10 protein-coding genes and 1 tRNA gene are annotated in these 11,906 nt (G+C 48.0%); 7 read left to right on the top strand and 4 right to left on the bottom strand.

Annotated features, from left to right (window positions below):
* Positions 1–42: 42 nt before the first annotated feature.
* The 3 genes from Q0668_RS21880 to Q0668_RS21890 all read left to right on the top strand — a co-directional run bounded on the left by Q0668_RS21880 (position 43) and on the right by Q0668_RS21890 (position 2,512).
* Positions 43–1,242, top strand: coding sequence for an alanine--glyoxylate aminotransferase family protein (locus Q0668_RS21880; protein ID WP_298868563.1), 1,200 nt, complete (start codon positions 43–45; stop codon positions 1,240–1,242).
* A 258-nt stretch (positions 1,243–1,500) separates the two neighbouring features.
* Positions 1,501–1,574 (top strand) — tRNA-Asp (locus Q0668_RS21885).
* A 236-nt stretch (positions 1,575–1,810) separates the two neighbouring features.
* Positions 1,811–2,512, top strand: a complete 702-nt coding sequence (locus Q0668_RS21890; RefSeq protein WP_298868565.1) for a hypothetical protein — start codon at positions 1,811–1,813, stop codon at positions 2,510–2,512.
* 87 nt (positions 2,513–2,599) lie between these two features.
* On the opposite strand, the gene Q0668_RS21895 is transcribed toward Q0668_RS21890, so the two are convergent.
* From Q0668_RS21895 to Q0668_RS21910, 4 genes are all read right to left on the bottom strand, one after another.
* A complete protein-coding gene (locus tag Q0668_RS21895) occupies positions 2,600–3,070 on the bottom strand; it encodes a hypothetical protein (RefSeq protein ID WP_298868567.1) in 471 nt (156 codons plus the stop codon).
* 48 nt (positions 3,071–3,118) lie between these two features.
* A complete protein-coding gene (locus Q0668_RS21900) occupies positions 3,119–4,090 on the bottom strand; it encodes a prenyltransferase/squalene oxidase repeat-containing protein (RefSeq protein WP_298868569.1) in 972 nt (323 codons plus the stop codon).
* 274 nt (positions 4,091–4,364) lie between these two features.
* Positions 4,365–6,590: a hypothetical protein gene (locus Q0668_RS21905; protein ID WP_298868571.1), complete on the bottom strand. Its 2,226-nt coding sequence runs from the start codon at positions 6,588–6,590 to the stop codon at positions 4,365–4,367.
* Between the two features lie 107 nt (positions 6,591–6,697).
* Positions 6,698–8,374 (bottom strand): mechanosensitive ion channel family protein, encoded by a 1,677-nt coding sequence (locus tag Q0668_RS21910; protein WP_298868573.1) that lies wholly within the window; start codon positions 8,372–8,374, stop codon positions 6,698–6,700.
* Positions 8,375–8,618: 244 nt separating this feature from the next.
* Between Q0668_RS21910 and Q0668_RS21915 the strand changes: the two genes are divergently transcribed.
* From Q0668_RS21915 to Q0668_RS21930, 4 genes are all read left to right on the top strand, one after another.
* Complete coding sequence (locus Q0668_RS21915; protein ID WP_298868574.1) at positions 8,619–9,812, top strand: DUF1080 domain-containing protein; 1,194 nt, start codon at positions 8,619–8,621, stop codon at positions 9,810–9,812.
* A 120-nt stretch (positions 9,813–9,932) separates the two neighbouring features.
* On the top strand, positions 9,933–10,598 hold the full coding sequence (locus Q0668_RS21920; protein ID WP_298868576.1) for a class I SAM-dependent methyltransferase: 666 nt from the start codon (positions 9,933–9,935) through the stop codon (positions 10,596–10,598).
* Positions 10,599–11,112: 514 nt separating this feature from the next.
* The gene (locus tag Q0668_RS21925; protein ID WP_298868578.1) at positions 11,113–11,421 is read left to right on the top strand and encodes a hypothetical protein; all 309 of its coding nucleotides are present in this window, start codon (positions 11,113–11,115) and stop codon (positions 11,419–11,421) included.
* A 258-nt stretch (positions 11,422–11,679) separates the two neighbouring features.
* Complete coding sequence (locus tag Q0668_RS21930) at positions 11,680–11,883, top strand: hypothetical protein (RefSeq protein WP_298868580.1); 204 nt, start codon at positions 11,680–11,682, stop codon at positions 11,881–11,883.
* The last annotated feature ends 23 nt before the right edge of the window (positions 11,884–11,906 follow it).

The following is an 11,906-nucleotide window of genomic DNA, read 5'->3' on the forward strand; positions in this document are numbered from 1 at the left end:
AAGCGTGTTTAAAAGATTTCAACCCTTAAAGAGCAATTAGCAATGACCATTGAACACCACCAGCATAGCCCCATTCATCCTCCACGCCGCACATTGATGGGACCCGGTCCCAGTGATGTTTCTGCCAGTGTATTGTCTGCACTGGGAGCACCGACTGTCGGGCATCTGGATCCTTATTTTCTAAAAATCATGGATGAAGTCCAGGATATGCTGAGAACGATCTTTCATACAACCAACGAACTCACGCTGGCTGTCAGCGGTACTGGAAGTTCCGGAATGGAAGCCTGCGTCGTCAATCTCCTCGAACCTGGTGACAAAATTGTTGTCTGCACGAACGGCGTTTTTGGCGGACGAATGGCAGATGTCGCAGGTCGCATTGGTGCGGAAGTCGTGCAGATCAACCGTCCCTTTGGCGAAGTTTTTTCCGTCGAAGAAATTGAAGAAGTGGTCAAGAAAGAACAGCCTAAGGTTGTAGGCATCGTGCATGCAGAAACATCTACGGGAGTTGCTCAGTCGCTGAACGATATTTCGAAAGTTGTTCACGAGGCAGATGCCCTGTTGCTGGTAGATTGCGTAACATCTCTGGGTGGGATGCCAGTTAAAATTGATGAATGGGATATCGACGCCGCTTACAGTGGAACACAAAAGTGTCTAAGTTGTCCTCCCGGTCTTTCGCCTGTTACGTTCAGTTCCCGCGCAGTTGCCGCTATGGACGCCCGCAAGACGAAGGTTTCGAGTTGGTACCTGGACATGTCAATGGTCCGTTCCTACTGGGGTGATTCACGGGCCTACCATCATACTGCACCGATCAACATGAATTACGGTCTGCATGAAGCGCTGCGGCTGGTTCTTGTGGAAGGCATGGAAAACCGATATTCCCGACACTACGCTAACCACTGTGCACTGAAATCAGGTCTCGAAGCGATGGGAATCGAATTCGCAGTTGCCGAAGACCATCAACTTCCCATGCTCAACGCAGTCAAAATTCCTGAAGGGGTCGATGATGCGGATATTCGCGGCCAGCTTTTAAACCGTTTCGGAATCGAAATTGGGGGTGGTCTGGGGCCAATGAAAGGTAAGACCTGGCGAATTGGACTGATGGGTGAAAGCAGTCAGACATCTCATGTGCTTCTGTTTCTGGCGGCTCTGGATCAATGCCTATTACATGCCGGCTATCAACTTTCACCTGGCGCCGGCGTAGCTGCTGCAAATGATTTTTATCGTACAACGATTACAGACTAACCCGGAACACATGACAACTTTCGTTTTTTAGGCGAAACAAGGTGTTATGTTTAATGTGTTTAGGTCAGAATTCCGATTCATAGAATACGATTTTGGTATGACTTGTCGTGCCATTACCCTCTCGTTATATTGGGTGTTGAACTCAGATCTACACAGATGAGTTCAAAATGAGAAATTTTAGAACATTCTCATCAATTTTTGTGTCGGAGAAGTGGCATTCACGAAAATGATTGCCTATTATCGCCGACCACCCAAAAAGGGGCCGTAGCTCAATTGGTTAGAGTACCGGACTGTCGATCCGGGGGTTGCGGGTTCAAGTCCCGTCGGCCTCGCTTTTTGAAACGCTCGTTGTCAGCAATGACAGCGAGCGTTTTTTTGTGCTCCCGTTCATAGTGAATCGCAATCTCATCTTTTGGTTGATTCTCGCGTCTCTTCGCATCAAGCTGGCTTGCTCCAAGCATTAAATAGTGCATTTAATCTTTGTCAATCGCATTCAAATTTGGCACAATGTGGAAAATCAATGATGTGCCTGTTCAAGTTTAATATTCGTTGACGAGACAAAATATCGATGAACTATGACCTACTTTATTCGCTGGCTATTTTTTTCGGGATCATCGGATTCTTCTTTATTTTAGTTGTCGCCGCCTGCTTGTGGGAAAAACGACTCATCGAGCCGTACTATCAACCAAAGGCCGGGGAGGAATACACGCCGCTTCCGCTGGCTAATGAAGCCAACAAAGATGCTGTAAAAAGTGGCTACGTTCATGGCGGAATCTTTCATAGTGGTAAGACGAAAATCTACCGCATTCGTTGCGACTTCTGGATTTCCCCGGATAACTCAACGCTAGTTGTTGTCAGCAGCGGAACCGTTGCCAAAATCGTGGCGAACGGGATCTCTTTTTATTCATGGACAGAAGATGGACGGATTCTCTGCACCACCAACGAAATCGGTGAGCAGGATATTTCTGGTGTAGAGGAACAAATTACCTGGTCCAAGCTCAAATTCAGAGCGCTTGCCAAAAAACATGACCAACGATTAGAGACGACTGAAGTGACCCCCTTCTCTGCCGATTCCCCTTTGGCCAACTATTTTGAAATTGGAAGGGTTATAGCCAATGCAATGGTCGCACGAAAATATGCCTACTTCATCGATGACGAGGAAACGATCTGGCGACATTCACTAAAAGGCGCACTCGCGTTTTACTTCATCACGGTCTGGATACGACCACTGCGTCGTCTCTTCCGATCATTGGGGCTCGTCCGGGATTAAAACCAAATCATTCTTAGGCAATGAATGTCTCATCATATATTTGGTAATCCACAAAAGAAGGTTGTTCGAAAGTAGTGCTGATAGCCCCTAGTCGACACCTTCCCATGAAAATCTGAGACGTCCTGTGGTCGCATTGAAATAGGCATCTTCGGTTTCTGTTCCAAAGTGCTCTGAAAACTTGCGATGATAGTGCTGCGATCTTCCGACATCGGGCTTTCTTTTCATTCCGCGTTTGATAATCCGGTTAAATGTTTCCTGGGTTGTTGTACATGTCAACCACATTCTGCCATGATCGCCGAGGATCCAGAAGGATGATTTCAGGTCTTGAACCTGTGCAGGCGGGGCAAAACCGAGCCATCTTTCAAAGACGACTGCTGGCCGCGTGTTGAGATAGAAGTCAACGCACAGGAAGCTGCAATATAAAACAAACGTCGCAAAGATCCATCTCTGTTTCCGACGTACGCCGAATAGATAGAGAACACTCATCACAATGGCCGCGATGATAGCGAAGGTGGTTGTAAACAAAGCAACAAGAAAGAGAGCATTCAAGGCTTGCATGGAGTCACTTATTTCCTCAGACGTCCAATCGCATTATTTTTTCGACATCTACTCTGATTCTTTTGGAAGACTTTCAATTAAACTCACGGCAGCCCAGGTCGTGCCCCAGTAGACGGCTGTCTCTTCAACGTTGTTTTTCTTCTTTTCTTTCGTACCCTTGACTGGCCAGGAACCGTCGTCGCGTTGTGTGCTGACAAGAAACTGTTGCGCACGTTTGATGGCTTGGTCGTTCGAGTCCAGCCCGGCGCGAAGTAATGCGTACAGCGCCAGACCTGTGCCTAGTGCATCACTCTCATCTGTCACCATCCAGCCCCAGCCGCCATCCGGTTTTTGCTGGCTGCGCAGCTTCTTCACAAATTCAGCGCGTAATTTTGCATCTTTTGTCTGGACTGATAGTAATAATCTTAGTGCATACCATTCGATGCTCTTGCCGGGCGTACTTTGTTTGATGTACTTCATCGCCCGTTCAACGGCCTGACTGCCTTCAGGGCTGTTGCTGGCAACGAGCAGTGTCAGCGTCAGCCACATGGTTGAGACGCTTGCTGTTTCTGTTATTGGTCGCTTTTGAGAGGGGAGTTGTCCCCCCGGTTTCCATGAGCCATCCGCTTGTTGCCCGTTGCGTAATAGCGCGGCCAGTTTGTTTTGGGTGTCAATCTGATGCGGTTTGAGGTTGCTCGGATCAAGACTCAATAGAATCTGCGCGACCCCTTCTTTGTTTCCCAAGCCGACAATTTTCCCTTTATCATTTTTGGAGAGTGATTTATCGACGGCCCAGTCGAACCATTCGTCAAGTTTCTGACTGACTTCGAAGCCATTTCGCTTCGCGAGAGCCAAGCTCCAGACCATGTTCCCGCCTCGATGACAGGAGACGCATTTTTTCTTTGTAATCCACCATTGCCCCTGCTCCTCAATATAGGGAATGCTGCGCTGCACGGTTTCGCGAATCTGAAGCGTAGTGGGAGGATCGGCGGGCAAAGCCCCCATAGACACAGCCAGCACAAGGGAACTCAAAGCAATCATAACGCCAGCCTTTTCTGATTCAATGCCATGGTAAAAGCCGCGGAGAATGGTAAACCCGGGTAGAATTCATTACAGCTAATTATACAAAGATTTTCGTATGAAAGTCATCAGAAATCACACAAGAATGATAATCGGTTTGGGTTGCCCTTCCAGTTCTATTGAGTGAGTTGCGCACTTTCCTCCAAATCGAAAGGCAGTTCAGATTCGCGCAAGATGCTTTGAATGGAAGGGACATCCAGATTGACCCGATAAAGTGTAGAAACCTTCTGGATAATTAACCGGCGCCCACTATGGGAAAGGTCTGCTCTAACCAGCCATCACCGTCCCGGGCGCGTATTTTCAACGTATGCTTACCGCGTGGAATGATTTTGTCGGAAGTGTGTTCTTCTGTGCCCAGTAGATAGGGTGGTCCCGCTTTCTTATCGATGAGTTTTCCATCGAGATAGAATTCCATCGGGCCCAGGTCAATTCCTTCGGTCCATACGCGAAGCCGTTGCCAGCCATGCCAGCCTTCGATCTGCATGTTTCGTGTAATGTAAATTCCTTTACTGCGCTCCGGACGGAGTCGTGTGTCTTCTTCCCAATAAGCCTGAATGGCCTGGCTGCTGCCAAGCATACGCATGGTCCGGCGATCCGTAGGCTTTCCCAAAACACGCGAATCGGCCTGATAAATATAGAGCCCCGGTGCGCCCGCGTCATAAAGTTGTTTCGCACGCCATAGAAAAGGTCCCGGCAGTGGATTGCCCCAGGAAAGTCCATCCATGGAGGGTAGCAAGATGCATTTTGTCCCTGCTACTGCTTTTTTGTAAGGCGTAATATCGAAGTGGTTATGTCGACCTTGAATATTACTGGGACAGAGATAGTCAACCCACCCTTCCCTGGCCCAGGTCGCATAGTCAAATTTCTCGCTCGCATTGACTCCATGGGCGGGAAAGCGGATCAGAATGGGAACGGGTTTGCCGCGCGCTGCACTGAATTCGTCGGCTATGGCCTTGAGTTCTTTTTGAAACAGGTTGGCTGTTTCGGGTACATCGATCGTACCCGGATACCGACAGTAGTCGATCGAAATTCCCCGCGCTCCTAATTCCAACGATTCCCGAAAGAGACTCAGTGCATAAGCACGTACTTCGGGAACTTCATAACGCAGAGAAGAGCCTCGCATCCATTTCGGATGATCTTTGGAAAATTGTCCTTGCAGGGGTGAACCGGGATAACAGTTACTCGCACCAAAGTTAGCATGTAATTTCAGATCTAATTCACGAGCGTGGCGGACTGATGTTTGGAGTGTATTTGTAAACTGCTGCATCCGACCCACATTATCTGTCTGCGGGTGCGCGACCGCGCCAATCGGATCGCCTCTGGTTGCATAGTAGAGATTATCCGTCAAGCGAGATTCATAAACTACCTTCATTCCCATCCGACCAATTTGCATGTCGATCAGATCCATATTTGCTTCAGAATAAGCTGTTAAATATTCTCGATGCCACAGTGTATCTTGAACATCATCATGAAAGGCAAAGGAGTAGGGTTCCCAGTAAGCGGCGATAAACTTGTCGTGCGGCGCCGTAAATGGTGCATCCAGAGCGGCTCGCTGCTCGTTCGTAAGAGGTACAAACTTGACATAATCGATCATAGAAGGGACGTAGCCGGTGTAGTTGTGATGCTGTTTCAATACAAGATTTTGATGGTCCAGCTTTGCCCAGCGCCATAAGACCTCTTCGCCCCGACGCGTAGACAGCAAATCGTTTCGTTCATCGCCGGTAAAACGCAATCGAATGGATCCTGGTGCATGGATATAAATCGCATACCAGCCCTTTAAGTCAAGCGGATACGACAGTTGGGGCATACCCAATTTTTTTCCGGCATTTCCATAGAGACTATTGCCCAGGGACATGCCCTTTTTTGCGTCCCAGCCTTCACGCCATTTCCATTTTTGGGGTGCATCACCATCGTCCTTTTGAAGATTTTCTTTCTGAAAGACCTGGGACCAGTCTTCGATGTAGAAGACATCGCTTTGATCTGCCTGGAGATCAGTGGTATAAGTTGCCAGGACTTCATCTCCCGCACCTCGAATTTCGATACGAAATGCTGCGTCTACTTTGCCTTCCTGAACGGCTGCGGGATAGGGGTTGAAGACAAGGGTGCGATGCAGGCCCGCCGCCCGGCGTTCCGTAATAAATCCATTTGAATTCCAGTGATTCCATTCCTGGACCGGCAGCAATTTCAGAGCCGTCTCTGAAACGAGGGGCATGACTTGTGCTTTTTGCCAAGCATCTGAACCAGGGACTGAAAAGGTACAATGCACCTGAATCACATCGGGTGCATTCCGGGGAACAGGATAAGTGATCTTGAAATAACGCGAAATGGGATCTGTCGTTACAGAGACCTCTTGCGCAGCGGCAATGGTCGAAAAGAAGCAGGTTATCCCCAAGGTCAACATATGATAGCGCCAGCGGCATTTTGCCAGGCGATTCAGACTGATAGTACTATTTCGAAACATTGATACTCTCCATATATGACAATGATATTACGATCGTGTCTCGTCTAGAGAAACTCAAGACGAGCGACTTGCACAGCGCCAGGTGTTACATCCAATGGGCTCACGTTTCAACTTTCTGTATCGTTATTAACAATACGATACGGTTGTGAAAATTGAATGCCCTGCTTTTCAAAAGCCTGAAATATCTCGAGATTCATCTTTTCACTGAAGGCTAAAAAGTCCCAATATTCCGGTGGGCTGTACCAGTAGAAGATTTTGATATTGAACGAGTCATCATTAAATTCATTAAAATAAACGCGCGGCGGAAATTCAGGATTCATTCCCTCATGGTCTTTTAATGCTCCACGAATGAGTTCCACACACTGTTCCAATTTGTCTCGGGGCGTGTCTAACGGAATTTTGATATTGGCTGTGCGGCGGATATGTGGCCGACGTGTGATATTTTCGATGTCGAAGCGAGCCAGTTCATCATTGGGAATGGTCACCAGGTTTCCGGTTAAAAGTCGCACGCGCGTTGAGCGCAATCCGATATCCTCAACAACACCGTCATATTTATTGAACACAATTCGTTCACCTACACGAAAGGGTTTGTCGGCCATCAACATAATGGTCCCGAAGAGTGTTTTCAACGTATCTTGAGCCGCCAGCGCAATTGCCAGACCGCCGATTCCTGCACTGGCCAGCAATGTGGTGAGTTTAATCCCCAAATATTGTCCTCCCATTAGGAAGACTACCACAGCAAGTACCAGACTCAGCAATCTTGAAACAATGCGAATGAGCTGAGCATTCAGTCCTTGCGGATTAATTTTCGGCGAGTTGATGATGACTTCAGCCACACGATTGCTGGCAGCGAATACCAGATAGATCGATACAAATAAAGAGATCATCAGACTGCAAAATTCGATTAAGTAGAGTGGCATCCCGCGGACAACGAGATCGTCTTTCACAATAAGGCTCACCATGATGGGAGTCAGAACGCCAAGAACGGGAAGTAAAATGGTCAGGCAATACCAGAAAACACTCTTTCCTTTCCAGCGATTGGCCAAATTGGAGTGAATTCGAAAAATAAAGACCATAATGAAACTTGCCACCAAAAACGTAATGATGAGTGCTGGCCATTTCCAGGCCGCCATCCCAAAGACCTGACTACGAAATCCCGAGGGTAGCCTGTTAATAAAGGGCGCGATTGCGGAATTGCCGGGTGAAGAAAAATACCAGTTGTAAAAACCGGGTGACGTTTCAGGGCCAGTGGTTCGATAGGGAAACGACTTCACGTCCTGATAATAGCGAATCGCCCGACCAACTGTCCCCTTTGAAAATAAATACTCATGTTTTTGCGGCCCCTCTTCTACGCGAGAGATTATGATGCGCGTACCGGGAATCCGCCAGCGTGTCAGTTTATCGCCCTCTGCAGTGACCTCTTCCGTTCCGGGAATTTCATCAAACGGGGGCAGATCAGTCCGATCCAAAATCTCTTTCAAACAAATCGCTACTTCCGAAGCCCGCGCTTCACTGGCAAACGCCGGTAAGTCGCTTAAATCGAGACAGTCGAGCATCCGCATTGCGGTCGACCGTATTAATTCTGAGTCACGATCAATATATTTATTGTCACGCACCACCCCATAAATTTCGTTACTGGCGTCGATGAATTCTTTCAACGTGCTTCGCGGACTTGAAGTGTCAGCCGGACTGAAACTGGATGTTGACTCGGCGACTGCTGTATTTGTGCTGACTGACAAACAAAATAGCAGCCCTGCCATGAATCTTTTTATGATGGGACTCACAATAACTCCTCGCCGGCTTCGATGCCGAGTGACGCAAGATTTCGATATGATAGAAGGTAATAAGAGCTAATACCGTATCACAAACGAAGGCATTTTGACACTCTCGGCTAATCGCGCCCTTGTGATAGAAATATTATTCAGTAGTGTAAAAATAAAGATAATTATGATACGGTTACTTAATAGTCGATTGTATCATCGCGAAAATAATTAATTAGAACTCATTTGTTTAGGATGGATTGGCACAATGGCTGGAAAGAGATCTTCAAGCGGGTTTGCCCCATACCACCGCTGGTTCGGTATTCCCAAAGAAAATCGTCCACCCACTTATTACGAACTGCTGGGCATTGCGCCTGAAGAAATGTCGCCTCAGATCATTGAAGCCGCCGCGGAGCGCCAGGCCGATTTTATACAACAGTTTGAAGCAGGCGAACATGCCGAAACGGCTCATAAAATCCAATACGAAATCCAGGAGGCGAAATTCTGTCTGCTGGATTCTCAATTGCGAAGCGATTACGACAAACGACTTCGGAAACGAAAGAAAAGAGGAAGCAATAAGCATCGCAAAAAAGGGGGAGGAACTCCTGAATTTTCTTCAAGTGGCTCACCCGTTGGAGAAGGCACAGGGTTTGTCAGCCAATATTTAGGACTTGTCTCAATCTTGCTGGTTGCATTTCTGGTGATGGCAACGGCAAGTTTCTTTCTTCCCTGGCAAAAAGTGATGTTCAATAAACAGGCAGAAAATGAAAAGGGCGCGCCAGCGATCCCAGCGGTACCCAAAAAAGCTGTGAATCCGAATCTCCCAAAGGCGGCGAATCCGAAGCTACCTCAGTCAGACAAAGCCAAGCTGCAAACAGAATGGATCACTCTGTTTAACGGCAAAGACCTTACCGGTTGGACGGTGGCAGGCGACTTGAAATGGTGGAAAATTCAGAATGGAGAAATCTATACCACTCGTGGAAAAACCAAACGAGGGCCGGTAGAATGTCTGGTGACAAATCAGGAGTTTGCTGATTTTGAATTGGAGTTGGAATATAAATTGTCGCCTGGTGCAAATAGTGGCATTATGATTCGCAAACCTGCACGCACGAAAACGAAACCCATTATCGACAGCATGGAAATTCAATTACTCGATGATGCCTTACCCAGTTTTTCAAAATTAAAATCCATTCATAAGTCGGGAGCCGTGTATGGTGTGATTCCTCCCAATCAGCAAGTATCCACGCCCGCCGGACAATGGCACCAAATGAGGGTCCGTGCAGATGGTCGCAGATTAGTCATTTCGGTCAATCAAACCAAAATTATCGATGCCAACATTGATGACTACGTTGCAAAGCACTTGGAAAAACCAGAATTAAAGCATCCTCGAGGCGTGATCGGCCTCCAAAAGCATAATGCCGGGGTTGTTCGCTTTCGGAATATCCGAATTCGGGAAATCTAACTTACGACGGCCAGATACCCTCGAAGCTGCCCGTGAACGAACGGTTCTTCATTTCTATCGGGTCAGAACATAATTGACGCGGAGAATATTTTCTTATTGGCACAGACAAAAAGATATTTTATGGTACCTGACTCCTTTAATATATGCCCTTTATGCCAGATATCAGGCGGGGCTCATTTCTATGAAGACGACCGCACTTATTTTCGCTGCCCGAGTTGTCAGCTAGTCTATGTGCCACCCGAACAGTTTTTGACATCACAGGCTGAGAAAGCAGTATACGACCAACATCAGAATTCTCCCGACGATCCTGGTTACCGTCGTTTTCTGGGACGATTGTTTGAGCCGATGTCACAACGCTTGCCGCTCAATAGTCGAGGACTTGATTTCGGATCGGGGCCGGGGCCGACTCTTTCTGTGATGTTCGAAGAGGCGGGGCACAGGATGGAAATTTATGATCCATTTTATGCTCCCGACACGAAATCACTGGAACATCAGTATGATTTCATCACTGCTACCGAAGTCTTAGAACACCTGCATCACCCACGAAGCGAACTGGACCAGCTTTGGTCGTGTCTTAAACCTAATGGTTCTCTGGGGATCATGACCAAACGCGTCATTGACCGTAAAGCCTTTTCAACCTGGCATTATAAAAATGACCCGACACATGTCTGCTTTTATTCGGTTGAGACTTTCCAATGGCTGGCGAACTATTGGTGTGCCACGTTTACGATACCAGAAAATGATGTCGTTGTTTTCACGAAGGGTCATACAGACGACAGCCATTAACATCGAAGAACCATTTTTTCACTCCAGGTTGAAATGAATGGCTCTGTTGACACATTTAATACGCGACAGGAAGTGCTTGACTATTGGGAAGAGGGTTGATCCCGATTGCATGCGGTCTGAACTGGTTTTGCGACAGAAGGCTTCGCGGAGGACCGGGTTCCGCCGTTGGTTGTTACGGTGTGTTGACTTGGCTGCGGGCATTGCGTTCGCTCCTGAATATGATGGCACATTGAACACACTCAGTATAAAACAGAAGTGAAAGTGTATTTTGTGGATCGCTTACGATACACTGAAACCATTAAACTCGCTGAAAATTTTGTCAAAAGGTACTAAGTACTTTGTAAAATTTGACTTGAAGAAAATGCGTGTTATGAGGCACATTTGCATCCTACAGGTTATACGCGGAAACAATTTATTTCCAAGATAGGTCATATCACCACCCATGAATATCAATAAAACTTTTATTTTCAGCCTCAGCTTAGCGCTCTCCACTAGCCTATTCGCGGGTGCGGCTATGTCCGCGGAGATGCTTTTCAGCGAGAGTTTCGAAGATACGAATCTGAATCAGCGCAAATGGTATGACGGGAAAAAGTTCCGGATTGTCGGCGACGCTTGGGCTGGGCGGGGCTGCATCGAATATGGATGGCTTGATGGGGGCTCACAGCCAACGGTCTCATCCGGTGTCCGGCGTTCAATCGAACCGACCGACGAGGTCTGGTTGCGTTTCCATCTCAAGCTCTCGAAAGACTGGGGGTGGACTGGAAGAAATTATCATCCATTTCATGACCACCGAGAACTCGAAGTGGCATGGGCCAGCACGTAGTCACCTCACGCTCTACATCGAACCAGTGAACGGTAAGCTGCGCCTCGCGGCCACGGACATAAGGACACTCGTCATGGCCTGACCCAGGGGCCACTCAAGGGTGGCTACAACGGGCTGTTCTACGACAGCCGCGAGAAACTATTTACGGACGACAAGTGGCATTGCATCGAGGCATGCTTCAAACTCAATACCCTGGATTTACAGAACGACCGGCCCAACCGGGACGGCATCGTCCGCGGTTGGTTTGATGGGAAGCTGGTGGTCGAGCACACCAACGTTGTACTCCGCTCGACCGATTTTCCGGCGATGAAATTCAACCAGTTCCTGATGACGCCTTACTTCGGCCCCGGCTTACTGCCCCATGCACAGAAGCTCTGGGTTGATGAGTTGGCCGTGAGCACAAAGCGGCTGGCTCCGGTGGTAGGCAAGGCGCCCGCCGGAGGGAAGGTCTCAGACAAGTGAGCTGTTTCTCGAAACAGGCTCTG

The sequence above is a fragment of the uncultured Gimesia sp. genome, from assembly GCF_937910335.1.
In the GTDB taxonomy this organism is placed as follows: domain Bacteria; phylum Planctomycetota; class Planctomycetia; order Planctomycetales; family Planctomycetaceae; genus Gimesia.

Bases quoted from the DNA above. Each gene is read 5' to 3' on its own strand.
- Q0668_RS21880 (WP_298868563.1), top strand. From the start codon at position 43: ATGACCATTGAACACCACCAGCATAGCCCCATTCATCCTCCACGCCGC.
- Q0668_RS21890 (WP_298868565.1), top strand. From the start codon at position 1,811: ATGAACTATGACCTACTTTATTCGCTGGCTATTTTTTTCGGGATCATC.
- Q0668_RS21895 (WP_298868567.1), bottom strand. From the start codon at position 3,070: ATGCAAGCCTTGAATGCTCTCTTTCTTGTTGCTTTGTTTACAACCACC.
- Q0668_RS21900 (WP_298868569.1), bottom strand. From the start codon at position 4,090: ATGATTGCTTTGAGTTCCCTTGTGCTGGCTGTGTCTATGGGGGCTTTG.
- Q0668_RS21905 (WP_298868571.1), bottom strand. From the start codon at position 6,590: ATGTTTCGAAATAGTACTATCAGTCTGAATCGCCTGGCAAAATGCCGC.
- Q0668_RS21915 (WP_298868574.1), top strand. From the start codon at position 8,619: ATGGCTGGAAAGAGATCTTCAAGCGGGTTTGCCCCATACCACCGCTGG.
- Q0668_RS21920 (WP_298868576.1), top strand. From the start codon at position 9,933: ATGGTACCTGACTCCTTTAATATATGCCCTTTATGCCAGATATCAGGC.
- Q0668_RS21925 (WP_298868578.1), top strand. From the start codon at position 11,113: ATGTCCGCGGAGATGCTTTTCAGCGAGAGTTTCGAAGATACGAATCTG.